The sequence below is a fragment of the Cupriavidus sp. OTU4054 genome, assembly GCF_038440175.1.
In the GTDB taxonomy this organism is placed as follows: domain Bacteria; phylum Pseudomonadota; class Gammaproteobacteria; order Burkholderiales; family Burkholderiaceae; genus Cupriavidus; species Cupriavidus pauculus_D.
In genome coordinates, this window is record NZ_JASATF010000016.1 from 111,740 (window position 1) to 127,560 (window position 15,821).

A 15,821-nucleotide genomic window follows, 5' to 3' on the forward strand; every position below is an offset into this window, starting at 1 on the left:
AGTTGGCATCACTTGCCCGCCTTGCCGCCGGGCCCGTCGTGCAGGTGCTCGAGTATCGCCGCCACGCGGTCGCCCAGGTACTTGTTGGCCGAGATCTCGAGCGCACGCATCATTTCCGTTTCCACGGCAACCATCGCCAGCGGGCGAATGCGCCAGAGGATATCGACGAGGCGCGGCACGTCCTGGGGCGGCGGCAGGTTGCCGTCGCCGAACTTGTCGAGTTCCCGCACCACCATCGCCACGATGCGGTCGGACACCGCCTGGAAGTGGCTGCGCGCGTGTTCGATGATGCCGAGCACATCCTCGAGCGGGAATCCCGCGCGTGCGATCTCCGCGCCGGCTTGCAGGGCGCGCGGGCTCCGGGCGAGATAGCCGAAGCCATCGGGCTCGAGCAGCCCCAGGGCGATGGCCTTGGCGAGCGCCGGGCGCGAGACCGCCCGACCGAACAGGCGGGCGAGGGCCAGATAGGAGTAGTGCCGCGGGGACTCGCTGGTCCATGGACTGCTGATCGCGCTCTCGAGCCCGAGGATCGAGCGCAGGTCATGGCCTTCCACGATGGCCTTGAGCAGCTCCATGATGTTCGCGAGCGTGTACCCGCGTGCCAGCAGATGGTTGATGAGCCGCAGGCGCCCGAGGTGGGTCTGCGTATAGATGCCCACGCGCCCGCGCCGCTCGGGCGGATCGATCAGCCCGCGATCCTGATAGGACCGGATATTCCGCACGGTCGTCCCGGCCGCGCGCGCGAGTTCGTCGATCGTGTACTCGGGATAGGCGGGGGTACCGCGGGCGGTCGGCTTGGGAGCGGGCATGGGCAGATTCTAGACCGTTTCGCCGTCCCCCCTCTTCAGACAAAGCGATACATATAAAACCGGTTCATCTGTAAAGCATTTCCTAAAGTCGATCCCCCAAGTAACCGTAATAGCTCCGGTGACGACCGGCCCGAAGAGCAGGCGTCGCCCACGCGCCGGGATGGCGTGTGGTCACTCCACGGAGCGCCCCCTTGTCAGAACTCATCATCCATAGTCCGAACCTTGCCGGCCGCGCACGGGAGCGCGCCAGCAACTGGAGCATCGGCACGCGCGTCGCACTCGTCGTGCTCGTCGTGCAGGTCATCGCCTTCGGCGCCTTCTCGCTTGCCATCTCCGTCGCCAGCATGCGGCAACTGGAAACGCAGGCGCGCGACGCCATCACCGCCGAGAGCCAGACCCTGCGGGAACTGGTCGGCCAGCTCGACGACACCATGCTCCAGGAAGCCGACCGCTTCATGCTGAGCTTCGCGGCGGTCCTCCCCGGCCCCTACGCGGTGGATCCGTCGCAGACCATCGAGGTATCCGGCAAACCGACCCCCGCCTTCCTGAGCGGCGACCTGCAGCTGAACAACAGCTTCGAGATCCCCGACCGCTTTCTCGCCACCACCGGCGGCACGGTGTCCACCGTGTTCGCCCGCACCGGCGACGATTTCGTACGCGTGACCACCTCGCTGAAGAAGCAGGACGGCGAACGCGCCGTCGGCACGCTGCTCGACCGTTCGGGCGCCGCCTACGCCGCCATATCCGCGGGCCGTTCGTATCGCGCCCTCACGTGGTTGTTCGGCAAGCCCTATATGAGCAAGTACGAGCCCGTGAAGGACGTTGGCGGCAAGATCGTCGGCGCGCTGTACGTGGGCGTGAACGTCGAAGCCGAGCTCGCGTCGCTGAAGAACCGCATTCGCCGCAAGACGATCAACGGCACGGGCCACTTCATGGTGATCGATGCCAAGGCCGGCGCGGATCAGGGCAAGGTGATGGTGGACAAGCTGGGCAGCGAAGGCACCTCGCTGCTCGACGCGAAGGATGCCGACGGCGGCACGTGGGTCCGCGACATGATCGCCGCCAGGGACGGCACGCTGACCCACACCATCGCGCTCGGCGGCACGTCGCCGACCGAACGCCTGACCGCCTTCGTCACCTACCCCGAATGGCAATGGCTGATCGCGGGCTCCGTGCCGATGGCCACGCTGCGCGACGAACTGGTGGCCAGCCGCAACCGGTTCCTGATCGGCGGCCTGCTGGCCGCGCTCGCGGTATCGGCCGCGTTCTGGTGGCTGCTGCGCCGGATGGTGAGCCAGCCGCTCGCGCATGCGGCCGAAGCGGCCTCGCGACTGGCGGCCGGCGACCTCACCACGCGGCTGGACAGCCAGCGCGGCGACGAGATCGGCGAGCTGATGCGGGCGATCGATGGCGTGGGCCAGGGCCTCACGGGCATCGTCGACAAGGTCCGCGCAAGCATCGGCGCGATTGCCGGCAGCACGAGCCAGATCGCCAGCGGCAACGCCGATCTGTCCGCGCGCACGGCCGCACAGGCAGGGAGCCTCGAACGCACGGTGGCCAGCCTCGAGCAACTGACCACGACGGTGCAGCAGAACGCCGAGAACGCGCAGGACGCCGACGGAGCCGTGACCAGCGCCGCCGAGGCGGCACGCGCGGGCGGCGAAACCGTCGGCCGTGTGGTCACCACGATGGCGGATATCCACAAGAATGCGCAGCAGGTCGTGGACATCATCGGCATGATCGACGGCATCGCGTTCCAGACCAATATCCTCGCGCTCAATGCGGCCGTGGAAGCGGCACGGGCGGGCGAGCATGGCCGCGGCTTCGCGGTCGTGGCCGGCGAGGTGCGCAGCCTCGCGCAGCGCAGCGCCAACGCGGCCGGCGAGATCAAGCAGCTGATCGAGCGCACGGTAACGGACCTGAAGTCGGGCAACGAGGCCGTGCAGCAGGCCGGCAACGCGATCGACGACATGGTTCGCCGCGTGGAAGGCATTGCGGCACTGATGGGCGATATCAGCGTGGCGTCGCGCGAGCAGTCGCAGGGGCTGACGCAGATCAGCGGCGCGGTGGCGGAAATGGACATCACCACGCAGCAGAACGCCGCGCTGGTCGAGGAAGCCGCCGCTGCCGCGGAAAGCCTGCACTATCAGGCGCAGGAACTGCGGCAGGCGGTGGAAGTGTTCCGCCTCGCCTAATGGGCGGAAAGGCGGAAAGGCGGAAAGGCGGAAAGGCGGAAAGGCGGAGAGGGGCGGGATAAGGCGGGATGAGGCGGCCGTACCGGCTCCCCCCTCCCCCCACTCCGCCTGTCAGGCCGCCGGCGGCGTGGCGGCGGCGTCCGTGGCCTGCGGCGCGGGCTGCGGCTTCAGGCCCGGGAACAGACGTTCCACGAGCATCTCGATGGTCTGGTCGGCCGGCACGAGGTGGCTGAAGTTCAGGCCACCCGAGCTGCGGTTGGCGTTGTACACGGCCTTGCCCACGCGTTCGCCGCTGCGGTACACGGTGATATCCGCCGCGTTCACGAACGGCATCCAGTAGGTCTGCTCCTGCACCGTGTACGTCACGGTAAGGGGACACGACGCGATCGACGAGTCGGGCGGCAGCATCTTCACTTCGAAGTTGCGCGCGCGCAGCGACGAGCGGAACGCATTCAGATAGGCGTTACCGTTGGCCGTGTTGGCGATCACACACAGCAGCGTGCCGTCGGCACCGATCACGCGCGTACCGTTGATGCGGTACTGCGGGACGCCGTTCGGCGTCTGGAACGCGAGCAGCGGGTCGGATTGGTCGGGTCGATCCACGGGGGTGACGGCCACGTAGGTCGAGCAGGCGCTGACCGTCAGGGCGAGCGCGGTGGCAAGAAGGGTTCGTTTCATCGGGGTGTCCTGGCGGGGTTCCGGAGCGTGTCGGCGCGGCCGAGCGCACCGCCGGCAGCATGCCTACTTACTCTAGGCGCCCGGACGCCCTTTCAATCGCACGAACAGAGGCCAAAACCCCCGGCAAAGCGCCGGCGGCTAGTTCGCGCCGCCGCGCAGCAGGCAGTCCGCGAGCAGCGGCGTGTCGCCGTTCAGCAGACCGGCACCCGTGCATTCCACGGCCACTTTCTGGCCGCGCCGCACCATGGTCGCGCGCGCTTCCACCTCGCAGGCGCGCGTGCCCGGACCGCAGATCTGCCGCGGCAGCAGGTTCGCGCGCACGACATGACCGTAATCGTTGGTACGGATCTCGAGGAACACGTCGCTGCCTTCGCGGCGAATGCCGCTCGCAATGCCCTCGACGATGAAATACTGGCCGCGGTAGCGATCGTCCGCCGCGCCGGTATTGTCGCGGTAGTCGTTGAGAATCGCATCCGCGTCGTACTGGGGAAGCCGGTCGGCCGGCCGCGCGGGGTCGATGCTGATCGGATCGAGCGTGCCGTTGCGCGGGATGCCGCGCGGCAGGCTGGCCGGCGCGTCGGGGGCCGCCGCATCGCTGGTATCGGAGACGACCGCGGGGGTCTTTTCATTGCCGACAAACCACAGCATGCCGAGAACCACGACAGCAATGACGGCAATGAGGGTCTGACGGGTGCGACTCAACATCGGAGAACCTGCGCTGGCGGAATGTGGCAAAGATCGCCAGTGTAAACGGTTCGCCGTTGTCCTGATGGGGAGTCCTCAGCCGCCGGGCAACTGCGCGCGCGCCGCGGCCAGCACCTCGTTGGACAGCGCATGCCCGCGCGTGGCGCGCGAGAGTACCAGCGCACCGACCAGCATCGCCATCTGCGCCAGCGCATCGGTATGCCGCTGGCCGGCATCCTCGGCCGGTTGCAGTGCTTCCAGCAACGCCAGCTGCGCGGCGAATCCCGCGACGAAGGCCTCGTGCACGGGCTTGTCGTCGGCCTCGCGGGCCACATCGTTGGCGAGCGCGGCAATCGGGCAGCCCGTGCCCATGGCATTGCGGCTGCGCGCGGACAGGTAGCTGTCGATCAGCGCCGTGAGCGCGGTGGCGCGGTCCGGCGCGCCGTCGATGCGCTTGCGCCACCGTTCGGTCGATTCCTCGAACGCGCGCGTGCAGGCGATGGCGGCCAGCGCATCCTTCGATTCGAAATGGCCGTAGAACCCGCCGTGCGTGAGGCCGGCCGCCGACATCAGATCCGCCACGCTGATGCCGTGAAACCCCTGTTCGCGAAACAGGCGGGCGGACACCTGTTCGATATTGGCACGGTTCTTCTCTGCTTCCGCCTTCGATACCCGTGGCATCTGGTCGCTCCTGCTTCATTTCTCGATGGCCCGATGGTCGGCGCTCCCCGGCCCGCTGTCAACGTGCCCTGAATAAAAGTTGATCGTCATGTATTATCGCGAAGCGATATGACGGACATTCCTGGAGACGAACATCATGAAGATTCTGGTTTTGGGCGCGGGCGCCATCGGCGGCTATTACGGTGCGCGGCTGATCGAAGCGGGCGCCGACGTCACGTTTCTCGTGCGCCCGGGCCGTGCGGCGCGGTTGGCCGCCGACGGCCTCGTGGTGCGCAGCGAGCTCGGTGAATTCCGGCAGCCCGTCCGGTGCGTGGACGACGCCGGCGTGCGCGCATCCGACGTCGCCTACGACCTCGTGCTGCTCGCCTGCAAGGGTTACGACCTCGCCTCCGCGATGGACGCCATCGCGCCGGCCATCGGCCCGCAGACGCGCATCCTGCCGTTTCTCAATGGGGTGTCCGTGTACGAGCGCCTTGACGCGCGCTTCGGCCGCGCGCATGTGATGGGCGGCGTATCGCAGATCGCGACCATGCTCGACGCCGATGGATCGATCGCCCATTACGGCAAGCTCGACGTGGTGATCGTCGGCGCGCGCGAGCCGGTACAGCAGGCCGCGGCGGAAGCGTTCCACGCGCTCATCCGCACCACGCCCGGTACGCGCAGCGTCTCCGACAACATCGGGCAGGCGCTGTGGAACAAGTGGATCCATATCGCGACGGCCGCGCTGATGACCTGCCTGATGCGCGGAACGGTCGGCGAGATCGCGCGCACGCAGGACGGCAAGGCGCTGATGCGCCGCGCGATGTCCGAGAGCCTTGCCGTGGCCGACGCCGAGGGTTATCCGATTCCGGCAGCGGTGGTGACGCAGATGGAGACGCGGCTGCTCGACGAAAATCTGGACTGGATGGCCTCGATGGCGCGCGATATCGCCAATGGGGCACCGCGCCTCGAGGCCGACGACGTGGTCGGCGACCTCGTGCGCCGCGCGGCGGCGTTCGGGCAGGACGCGCCGATCGCGCAGGCCGCGTACTGCCATCTGCAGGTGTACGAAGGCCAACAGCGCCGGGGCGCCTGAGCCTGACATCGCCGCCTGCGGCGTGCGCGGCGCCGCAGTATAGTTTCCCCCACACCAGACCCTGTGGAGAGACACCATGAAGATTGCAGTGATCGGCGCCGGCGGCGTGGGCGGGTTTTTCGGGGCGAAGCTGGCCGCTGCCGGCTGCGACGTGACGTTCGTCGCGCGCGGCAACCATCTGCGCGCGATGCGCGAGCATGGCTTGCGGGTTCGTGGCACGCGGAGCGCGGATGGAACGGGTGACGATCTGCACCTCCGCGACGTGAATGCCGTGGAGGACGTCGGCCAGATCGCGCACGCGGACCTGATCCTGATCGCCGTCAAGCTGTGGGACACCGAAGCGCTCGCACCCGCGCTCAGGCGCCTGACCGACGGGGGCGCGGCGGTGGTGTCTTTCCAGAACGGCGTGCACAAGGACGAGATCCTGCGCCGTCATCTGCCCGCGGAGGCCACCTTCGGCGGCGTGAGCTACATCGCATCCGTGATCGCCGAGCCCGGCATCATCGAATACAAGGGCGCATTGCAGCGGCTGGTGTTCGGCGAGTTCGACCGCAGCGTGAGCCCGCGTGTCCAGGCGTTCCATGCCGCCTGCGTGAAGGCGGGCTTCCAGGCCGATATCAGCGAGGACATCACGCGCACGATCTGGGAAAAGTTCGTCTTCCTCGTGGGCCTGTCCGGCACGACGTCGAGCATGCGCCAGCCGATCGGCCCGATCCGATCGAACCCGCAGACGCGGCCGTTCCTGCATGACGTCATGCGCGAAGTGGTCGCCGTGGGCCGCGCAAAGGGCGTTGCGCTCGCGGAGAACTTCGCCGACGATCGCCTCGCCTTCTCGGACACGCTGCAACCCGACATGACGTCGTCGATGCACCACGATCTCCAGCGCGGCAATCGCCTGGAAGTCCCCTGGCTCAGCGGCGGCGTCGCCGCGTACGGCCGGGAACTGGGTGTACCCACGCCGTGCAACCGGGCCATTGCCGATGTGCTGGCGCTGTATGCGGAGGGGACGCGCGAGTCGTCCCGAGCCGTGCAGGGGACGTGACGGGAGATCTCACTTCCCGATACAGAACCGCGTAAAGATCGTCCCCAGCAGATCGTCGCTCGTGAACTCGCCCGTGATGCTGTTCAGGTGTTCCTGTGCCAGCCGCAGTTCTTCGGCAAACAGGTCGAGCGCCTGCGCCTGCTGGTCCGCGCGTTCCGCGGCACAGTCGAGGTGCGATTGCGCGCAGCGCAGCGCCGTGAGGTGCCGCTCGCGCGCGAGGAAGGTGCCTTCGCTGCCCGACTGCCAGCCGACGATACGCAGCAGTTCGCGGCGCATCAGGTCGATGCCCGCGCCCGTGCGCGCGGAGATCCAGATCTCGGTGGGATTGGGGCCGTTGGCCACCACCACGTGCGGGCGGTTGCCGCCGAACATCGTGTCGCTGGCGGAGGGTGCCATATCGATCTTGTTGACCACGCGCACGATCGGCGATCCCGGCGGCAGATGGCCGCTGAGCCGGTCGTCGATCGCATCGTCGATCTCCGACAGGCCGTTCTCGAGATAGTCCGACGCATCGACCAGATGCAGCACCACATCCGCGCGTCCGATCGCTTCCCACGTCCGCTCGATGCCGATGCGCTCGACCTCGTCGGCCGCATCCTCGCGCAGCCCCGCCGTATCGATGATATGGAGTGGAATACCTTCGATCTGGATCGTCTCGCGCACGCGATCGCGCGTGGTCCCCGCGATCGGGGTGACGATCGCCAGCTCCGCACCGGCCAGCGCATTCAGCAGCGACGACTTGCCGACGTTGGGCTGGCCCGCGAGCACCACCGACAGCCCTTCGCGCAGCAACGCGCCCTGCTTTGCCTGCCGGAGCACGCCCTTCAGCGCCTCGCGAATCGCCGCCAGCTGGCCGCGGGCATCGGAAGCCTCGAGGAAGTCGATCTCCTCTTCGGGAAAGTCGAGCGTCGCCTCCACGAGCATGCGCAGGTGAATCACCTTCTCCACGAGCGTATGGATGGCCTGCGAGAACACACCTTCCATCGAGCGCGCCGCCGAACGCGCGGCGGCTTCGGTGCTGGCCTCGATCAGGTCCGCGACGGCTTCGGCCTGGGCAAGGTCCAGCTTGTCGTTGAGGAACGCGCGCCGCGTGAACTCGCCCGGCTCGGCGAGCCGCAGGCCGACATCGCGTCCCGCCTCGAGGCACCGCGCGAGCAGCATCTGCATGACCACGGGACCGCCGTGACCCTGCAGTTCGAGCACCTCTTCGCCCGTGTAGGAATGCGGGGCCGGAAAGTACAGCGCGAGGCCGTGGTCGATGACACCGCCGCGCGCATCGAGGAACGGCAGGTACGTCGCATGGCGCGGCTTCAGCGTCTGGCCACACACGGCGCGCGCGATCGTCGCAACGTCGGGGCCGGATACGCGCACGACACCGATACCGCCGCGTCCGGGCGCGGTGGCGATGGCGGCAATGGGAAGCAGGGGAGCAGTCATGGGCCGTATTTTCGCAGATCGGTCAGGCACTCACACAGCAGTCGCCGGGCCACGGCATCGTCGACGACCGTGCCAAGCGCGGTCTGCCGACGGACGAGCTTCTTGTGCAGGCGCTTGCGCAGCCGCCGCGGCAGTACGTCCGCGAGCGCCTCGATCGCGTAGCGCAGCCGCTTGTTGCCGATGCGCAGGCGATGCACGTGTTCGGTCTGGCCGTCGCGCGCGGTCCGCGCCAGCGCGCGAACGTGGCGGCGTGCCTTGCGTACCCGGCGCTGCGCGAACGCATCGAGACGCACGGCTTTATCGCGGCGCTTCCGCGTGGCCGACGTCGTCTTCCGCACCGCTCGCACCATGCGTCGCACATCGTCCTCAAGCGTACCCAGACGCGGCCGCATGTCACGTGACAATTTCGTCATCATCACGTCGTGCGCCGCGGCGCGACGGGTCCGCGCGGCGTCGATCAGGGCCAGCAGGACCGGATGCGCGGGTTCGCGTTCGAGCGCCGGTGCGAGCGTCTCGGCGACGAACACATCCCAGTCGCGCGTCTCGCCACAGGCATCGGCCGTGTCGCGCAGCACGGATTTCCAGCGCGCACGGACCGCATCGGCGACCACTGGCTGGAACGCCCAGGCTACCGCGCGCAGATGCCGAACGGCGACGCGCAGGGCGTGGATCGCCTCCATATCATCAGCGCCGGGGCTATCGCGATCATCGCGGATATTGCCAACATCACCGACCAACGCATCGACGCGCGCCAGCACCGTGCAAAGCCCCGCATCCGCCAGGGCCACGAATGCGGCGAGCGGAGCCATCTTGCGTCGCAGGCCGCCGCGTGTGCGCCCGGACCGTATGCGTTCTGCCATGGCGGGTGGATCGTCTGACGCGCGTGCGCGACGCTTCCAGTGTAGGCGATCAGGCACGTGACCGCAGTACACGAGCCGCCTGGTGCGGCGCGACATGCGCGGCGCCGCGGGCTATCGCGTGGCGACGATAAACACGCGCGGGAATGGCAGCAGCACGGTGCCGTCCGCCAGCGCCGGCATGGCCGCCGCGATCTTCGCCTCGTAGCGGCGCAGATACTCGGCGCGCTCGGCGTCGTCGAGCGGCGCGAGGAACGGCCGCAGGCCGCTGCCCTTGAACCATTCGACGACCGCGGCCGCGCCGCCCGCGAGCGGATGCTGGTAGATCGTGCGCCAGATATCCACGCGCGCGCAGAGCGGCTTCAGCAGTTCGTAGTACCAGCGCTCGGACGCGAGCGGCGTGCGCGCGTCGGCCGCGGCGGCAAGCTTGGCGGCCCACGGTCCTTCCAGCGCGGTCTCGCGCATCAGCAGATGCGGCGCTTCGTTGAGGTTGTCGGGCATCTGCACCGCGAGGCTGCCGCCCGGCGCGAGCTTGCGGATCAGCGACGGCAGCAGCGTGGCATGGTCCGGCACCCATTGCAGCACCGCATTGGCGAGGATCGCATCGTACGGACCCTCGTCGCGCCAGTCCGTGATGTCGGCCTGATCGAAACGCAGGGCGGGCAGGCGCTTGCGCGCGGCCGCGATCATGTCGGCATCGCTGTCGAGCCCGATCGCCTCCGCATCGGGGTAACGGGCCGCGAGCACCTCCGTGGAGTTCCCCGGTCCGCAGCCGATATCGACGACGCGCTTCGCGTCCTGCGTGGGAATGGCGCCCACGAGATCGCGCACGGGACGCGTGCGTTCGTCTTCGAATTGCGTGTACTGCCGGGCGGACCAGGTCATGTCGGCTCCTCGTGAAGGGGGGGATCGACAGCAAGGATACGCCTGCTGCCCGCCAAAGAAAAAACCCGGCCGGAGCCGGGTTTTTCGTCTTGCGCGCGAGGAAGGATCAGCCCTTCGCCGCCGCGGCCGCCTTGCCCTTGCCGAGCATGCGGTTGATCTGCCATTGCTGGGCGATCGACAGGATGTTGTTCACGACCCAGTACAGCACGAGGCCGGCCGGGAAGAAGAAGAACATGAACGAGAACACCAGCGGCATGATCATCATGACCTTCGCCTGCACGGGGTCCGGCGGGGTCGGGTTCAGCTTGGTCTGCACGAACATGGACACGGCCATCACGACGGGCAGGATGTAGAACGGATCCGGCACCGACAGATCGTGGATCCAGCCCAGCCACGGCGCGCCGCGCATTTCCACCGACGACAGCAGCACCCAGTACAGCGCGATGAACACCGGAATCTGGATCACGATCGGCAGGCAGCCGCCGAGCGGATTGACCTTCTCGGTGCGGTACAGGCCCATCATCTCCTGGTTCATCTTCTGCGGGTCGCCCTTGTAGCGCTCGCGGATCGCGGTCATGCGCGGCTGCAGGTCCTTCATCTTGCCCATGGACTTGTAGCTGGCCGCGGACAGCGGGAAGAACACGAGCTTGATCAGCACGGTCAGCGCGATGATCGACCAGCCCCAGTTGTTCAGGAAGCCGTGCAGCTTCTCGAGCAGCCAGAACAGCGGCTTGGCCAGGATCGTCAGCCAGCCATAGTCCTTCACGAGTTCCAGGCCCGGCGTGATCTGCTCGAGCATGCGCTCTTCCTGCGGACCGGCGAACAGGCGGGCATCGGTGGTGACCGTCGCCCCCGGCGCGATCTGGCCCAGCGGCTGCTGGATACCGACGCGGTACAGGTTGTTGTCGATCTTCTCGACGTAGAACGAGTGTTCCTTGCCCGTCTGCGGAATCCACGCGGACGCGAAGTAGTGCTGCACCATCGCGACCCAGCCGTTGGTGGTCGGGCCCGGCACCGAAGCCTTGCCCTTGGCGATGTCCTCGAACGTGATCTTGTGATACTTGTCCGCGTCCGTGTACACGGCCGGACCCGTGAACGTGCTGTAGAACTGCGACTGCTCGACCTTGCTGCCGTCGCGCGCGAGTTCCATGTACAGCGTCGGCGAGATCGGGGCGGTGCCGTCGTTGGTCACGGCGAACTGCGTGTCCACGACATAGCTGCCCTTGTGGAACGTGTACGTCTTGACGAACTTGGTACCGTTCTTCTCGGCCGTCAGCACGACGCTGACCTTGTCGCCGCCGTCCAGCGAGCGCGGGCCCGGGGCCGCCGTGAAGATGGTCGTGTGGTTCGGCAGGTCGCCGCCGATCAGGCCCGAACGCGCGAGGTAGGTACGCGTGGCGTCACGCTCGAGCAGCACGACCGGCTTGCCGTCCTTTTCCTTCTCGTTGAGCAGTTCCAGGCGGGACAGGATGCCGCCGGCCGTATCGATCTCCGCACGCACCTCGTCGGTGGTGACGATGATCTTCTCGCCGGTGGGCTGGGCCGCCGCCGCGGGCGCTGCCGCGGGAGCGCCCGGCACGCCGGCGGCCGCCGAGGCGGCATTGGCCTGCGGTACGTCGTTGCGCGCCGCGGCGTCGCTCGCGCCTCCGGCCGGCGCCTGCTGCGTGGTCGCGCTCGGGAAGAACATCGACGCGTGGCCGTTGGCCCGCTGCCAGTTGTCGTAGAGGAGCACGAGGGCCATCGAGAAGATGACCCACAGGATGGTGCGTTTGATATCCATGTCTCGCTATGGTCGGAGGAATTCAGGGTCTGGGGAGCCGGATCGTGACAGGCGGCTGGCCTGGCGCGGCGCTCGTACGGGGCGCCTGGGCGCTCCCCATGTTTCGGGGCTCGGGCACGGGATCATACCCGCCCTGTGCGAAAGGATGACAACGGCAGAGCCGGCAAGCGGCCATCCAGCTTCCGCGTGCGGCGCCGTGCAGGGTGACGGCGTCGCGCGCGTATTCGGAACATGTCGGCAGGAAGCGGCACTGCGAGCCCAGGTACGGACTGAGCGCGATCTTGTAGATACGCAGCAGGACAAGCAGGATTCGCTTCATGGTGTCGGGATCAGGCGGGCGGTGGCATCGGCCTTGCCGCCACCTCCAGCAGGCTTGCGATTTCCGTGCTGCACGCCCGGCGGATCGCCGCCCGGCTGGCAAACTCGGCCCGCGGAAACTTGGTCTGCAGCCGCAACAGCACATCGCGGCCCGCGAGTTGGTCCTGCCGGCCGCGAAACAGTTCCCGGGCCATGCGCTTGACCAGGTTGCGCTCGGCGGCGCGCGGCGCGAACTTCTTGCCGACGACGACGCCAAGACGCGCTTCGGCCTTGCCGTTGGCGCGCACGTACAGCACGAAGTGCGGGCTGCGGCGGCGTGGCCGCAAAGCAAAAACGGATGAAAACTCATCCGTCTTTGTTAGCCTCGCGGCCTTTGGAAAGGCATGGGTAGACACGCTGTGCAAAGCTAGCGAAAAGCTGCGCCCGGCGGCTGCGCTCCCGGCCATCCTGAGTGCGAGGCGGTAGGCAAGAACGGGATCCGTCGGATCACCGTCCAGGCCGGTCGCCCGGCCCTCAGATTGCCAGGCGCTTGCGGCCCTTGGCGCGGCGAGCGTTGATGACGGCACGGCCGCCACGGGTCTTCATGCGCACGCGGAAGCCATGGGTACGCTTGCGGCGGGTAACGGAAGGTTGGTAAGTACGTTTCATGTTGCACTCTCTGGTTGATCCGGGCTATCCGGACGCCGGCACTGCCGGGGCCGTGGCCGCCGCGTATGGTTCGCACGAGGGTTCGCGGCGCGAGCCGCGAAGCCGATATCGAGTTGACTGCTGAGGAAGTCTCGATCCGCGCTGACCAACAACGCGGAAACTGGCAAGGACCGGGTGGCACATTTCGGGGCGTTACGGTTAACGTCCCGTACGACACACGTGATCCCCTGCCGAATCGCAGAACCCGCCATTTAACCGATTTTCGGCTGAGGTGTCAAGGAAACCGATGTGCGCAACCTCCGAAAGCGGCTCGGCCCAATCGGCCGCGCACGGGCCATTGTCCACACCTATCGGTGGGTAACAGCCACACGGCGCGATGAGGGGTCCAGGGGCGTCAAGGCGGCATCAAGTTGTTGTTCTGTTGGGAAAAAATCGTGTAAAGCGCGCTTGTCGCCACCCGCGCGGGGACAGGTTGTGCACAGCAATCCACTGAATTTGCACAAGTTGTCCACAGACTTATCCTTTGTGGATAACTCGGGCCGGGGGGTACAATCCCGGTCCAACTACTACACGGGCTGCGTGGCGCACGTACAACCCGGTCCTCTGCCATCGGTATACCGCTTCCCCCTGATGCCCTCGTCGCGCATCGTGGGTGCGGTATCGCCGTCTCGACCCGATCACGCGGATCGGGGCCGTGTGCGAGGCCGGATTGTGAAGAAGGCGTCGCAGCGCTCGTGCTGTATCCGGGAGGCTCGACCCGAGCCGCCTGGTACGGTCACTCAACAAGAACACATGCAAGATTTCTGGCAGGCGGCAGCCGCGCAACTCGAGCGCGAACTGACGCCGCAACAGTTCAAGACCTGGATCAAGCCGTTGGCGCCCGTCGCCTTCGACGAGGAGGCGCACGCGCTCAGAATCGCCGCGCCCAACCGTTTCAAGCTGGACTGGGTCAAGAGCCAATTCTCCGGCCGCATCACGGCCCTTGCGTGCGAGTACTGGGAAGCGCAGGTCAGCGTTCACTTCGTACTCGATCCCGCCGCCTCGGGGCGCGCGGCCGCCTATATGGCGCCGGGCGCGCAGCCGGGCGTGCATGGCGGCGCCCCGGAAGGCGCAGCACCGGGTACGTATCCGCAGTCGTCCGTGGCGGGTCAGTCCGCCCCCGGCCAGCGCGCGAACCATGCGCCCGCACAGGGGTACGGCAGCCAGCAATATGGCAATCAGGCGCCGGGCGGCTTCGACTATCCGGCGCCCCATCCGTCCAGCGCGCCGCAGGCGCCCTACCCCGCTCCCGTGAACCACGCGGGCGGCCATCCGGGCAGCCATCCGGGCAGCCACCCGGGCGCGCACCCGTCGCACGCCGGCCGCGGCGCGGCATCGGGCCATCCGTTACAGGGCAACCACGTGCCGGACATGGGCGAGATCGATGTCGCCCAGATGGATCCGGCCGAGGCCAGCGCGCGATCGTACCGCGTGCCCCAGCAGCAGCCGGCGCAGCCGCAGCAGAGCGACACGGTGCACGAGCGCTCGCGCCTGAATCCGATTCTCACGTTCGACAACTTCGTGACCGGCAAGGCGAACCAGCTTGCGCGCGCGGCGGCGATCCAGGTGGCGAACAACCCGGGCAAGTCGTACAACCCGCTCTATCTCTATGGCGGCGTGGGCCTCGGCAAGACGCACTTGATTCACGCGATCGGCAATTTCATGCTGATGGAGAATCCGCGCGCGCGCATCCGCTATATCCACGCCGAGCAGTACGTCTCCGACGTGGTGAAGGCGTACCAGCGTAAAGCGTTCGACGAGTTCAAGCGCTACTACCATTCGCTCGACCTGCTGCTGATCGACGATATTCAATTCTTCTCGGGCAAGAACCGCACGCAGGAAGAATTCTTCTACGCGTTCGAGGCGCTGATCGCGAACCGTGCGCAGGTGATCATCACCAGCGATACGTATCCGAAGGAGATCACCGGTATCGATGACCGGCTGATCTCGCGCTTCGACTCGGGCCTGACCGTGGCGATCGAACCGCCCGAGCTCGAAATGCGCGTGGCGATCCTGATGAAGAAGGCGGCCGCGGAAAACGTGAGCGTGCCGGAAGAGGTGGCGTTCTTCGTCGCGAAGCACCTGCGGTCCAACGTGCGCGAGCTCGAGGGCGCGCTGCGCAAGATCCTCGCGTTCTCGAACTTCCACGGCAAGGACATCACGATCGAGGTCACGCGCGAGGCGCTGAAGGATCTGCTGACCGTGCAGAACCGCCAGATCTCGGTGGAGAACATCCAGAAGACCTGCGCCGATTTCTACAACATCAAGGTCGCGGACATGTACTCGAAGAAGCGGCCGGCAAATATTGCACGGCCGCGGCAGATCGCGATGTACCTGGCGAAGGAACTCACGCAGAAGAGCCTGCCGGAGATCGGCGAGCTGTTCGGCGGACGCGATCACACCACCGTGTTGCACGCGGTGCGGAAGATCGCCGACGAACGCAGCAAGGATGCGCAGCTCAATCACGAGCTGCACGTGCTCGAACAGACGCTCAAGGGTTGAACGGTGGCGAAGGGCGGACGTGAACTAGCGTCCGCTCATGGCCATTCGACGATTTTACAAGCCGGCCTTGCCGGGCTGGCATACTACTGGCTACGCGCCCGGCGGCAAACGGGCGTCTGGATCAACCGGTTGTACCGCGGGAAATTGGCCTCAGATAAGGCTTTGCGGTGAGTCGGGACAGTTCTGCAATG

15 protein-coding genes are annotated in these 15,821 nt (G+C 67.1%); 4 read left to right on the forward strand and 11 right to left on the reverse strand.

Annotation, left to right across the window (positions count from 1 at the left end; genetic code table 11):
• Positions 1-8: 8 nt before the first annotated feature.
• Complete coding sequence (locus tag AAHB16_RS19325; protein WP_342051751.1) at positions 9-809, reverse strand: MerR family transcriptional regulator; 801 nt, start codon at positions 807-809, stop codon at positions 9-11.
• Between the two features lie 191 nt (positions 810-1,000).
• On the opposite strand from AAHB16_RS19325, the gene AAHB16_RS19330 reads away from it, so the two are divergent.
• Positions 1,001-3,004, forward strand: coding sequence for a methyl-accepting chemotaxis protein (locus AAHB16_RS19330; protein ID WP_223851350.1), 2,004 nt, complete (start codon positions 1,001-1,003; stop codon positions 3,002-3,004).
• Positions 3,005-3,115: 111 nt separating this feature from the next.
• Here the strand turns inward: AAHB16_RS19330 and AAHB16_RS19335 are convergent, their stop codons facing one another.
• From AAHB16_RS19335 to AAHB16_RS19345, 3 genes are all read right to left on the reverse strand, one after another.
• On the reverse strand, positions 3,116-3,682 hold the full coding sequence (locus tag AAHB16_RS19335; RefSeq protein ID WP_150373293.1) for an Sbal_3080 family lipoprotein: 567 nt from the start codon (positions 3,680-3,682) through the stop codon (positions 3,116-3,118).
• 138 nt (positions 3,683-3,820) lie between these two features.
• Complete coding sequence (locus tag AAHB16_RS19340; protein ID WP_150373291.1) at positions 3,821-4,387, reverse strand: OB-fold putative lipoprotein; 567 nt, start codon at positions 4,385-4,387, stop codon at positions 3,821-3,823.
• Between the two features lie 75 nt (positions 4,388-4,462).
• Complete coding sequence (locus AAHB16_RS19345) at positions 4,463-5,047, reverse strand: TetR/AcrR family transcriptional regulator (RefSeq protein ID WP_150373290.1); 585 nt, start codon at positions 5,045-5,047, stop codon at positions 4,463-4,465.
• A 136-nt stretch (positions 5,048-5,183) separates the two neighbouring features.
• On the opposite strand from AAHB16_RS19345, the gene AAHB16_RS19350 reads away from it, so the two are divergent.
• Positions 5,184-6,122: a 2-dehydropantoate 2-reductase gene (locus AAHB16_RS19350; RefSeq protein ID WP_150373288.1), complete on the forward strand. Its 939-nt coding sequence runs from the start codon at positions 5,184-5,186 to the stop codon at positions 6,120-6,122.
• A 76-nt stretch (positions 6,123-6,198) separates the two neighbouring features.
• Positions 6,199-7,164 carry a ketopantoate reductase family protein gene (locus AAHB16_RS19355; RefSeq protein WP_342051752.1) on the forward strand — a complete coding sequence of 322 codons (966 nt, stop codon included), beginning with the start codon at positions 6,199-6,201 and terminating at the stop codon, positions 7,162-7,164.
• Between the two features lie 9 nt (positions 7,165-7,173).
• Here the strand turns inward: AAHB16_RS19355 and mnmE are convergent, their stop codons facing one another.
• The 7 genes from mnmE to rpmH all read right to left on the reverse strand — a co-directional run bounded on the left by mnmE (position 7,174) and on the right by rpmH (position 13,089).
• Positions 7,174-8,601 carry a tRNA uridine-5-carboxymethylaminomethyl(34) synthesis GTPase MnmE gene (gene mnmE, locus AAHB16_RS19360; protein ID WP_342051753.1) on the reverse strand — a complete coding sequence of 476 codons (1,428 nt, stop codon included), beginning with the start codon at positions 8,599-8,601 and terminating at the stop codon, positions 7,174-7,176.
• Positions 8,598-9,461: a CHAD domain-containing protein gene (locus AAHB16_RS19365; RefSeq protein ID WP_342051754.1), complete on the reverse strand. Its 864-nt coding sequence runs from the start codon at positions 9,459-9,461 to the stop codon at positions 8,598-8,600. Before AAHB16_RS19365 ends, mnmE begins: the two co-directional genes overlap by 4 nt.
• A gap of 111 nt (positions 9,462-9,572) precedes the next feature.
• Positions 9,573-10,343 carry a trans-aconitate 2-methyltransferase gene (gene tam, locus AAHB16_RS19370; protein ID WP_150373284.1) on the reverse strand — a complete coding sequence of 257 codons (771 nt, stop codon included), beginning with the start codon at positions 10,341-10,343 and terminating at the stop codon, positions 9,573-9,575.
• Positions 10,344-10,449: 106 nt separating this feature from the next.
• Entirely contained in the window at positions 10,450-12,123 is a 1,674-nt protein-coding gene (gene yidC / locus AAHB16_RS19375) for a membrane protein insertase YidC (RefSeq protein ID WP_150373283.1), read from the reverse strand.
• A 22-nt stretch (positions 12,124-12,145) separates the two neighbouring features.
• Entirely contained in the window at positions 12,146-12,442 is a 297-nt protein-coding gene (gene yidD / locus AAHB16_RS19380) for a membrane protein insertion efficiency factor YidD (protein WP_150373281.1), read from the reverse strand.
• 10 nt (positions 12,443-12,452) lie between these two features.
• On the reverse strand, positions 12,453-12,836 hold the full coding sequence (gene rnpA / locus AAHB16_RS19385; RefSeq protein WP_150373280.1) for a ribonuclease P protein component: 384 nt from the start codon (positions 12,834-12,836) through the stop codon (positions 12,453-12,455).
• 118 nt (positions 12,837-12,954) lie between these two features.
• A complete protein-coding gene (gene rpmH, locus AAHB16_RS19390; RefSeq protein ID WP_008650850.1) occupies positions 12,955-13,089 on the reverse strand; it encodes a 50S ribosomal protein L34 in 135 nt (44 codons plus the stop codon).
• Positions 13,090-13,881: 792 nt separating this feature from the next.
• On the opposite strand from rpmH, the gene dnaA reads away from it, so the two are divergent.
• Positions 13,882-15,630 carry a chromosomal replication initiator protein DnaA gene (dnaA, locus tag AAHB16_RS19395; RefSeq protein ID WP_342051755.1) on the forward strand — a complete coding sequence of 583 codons (1,749 nt, stop codon included), beginning with the start codon at positions 13,882-13,884 and terminating at the stop codon, positions 15,628-15,630.
• The last annotated feature ends 191 nt before the right edge of the window (positions 15,631-15,821 follow it).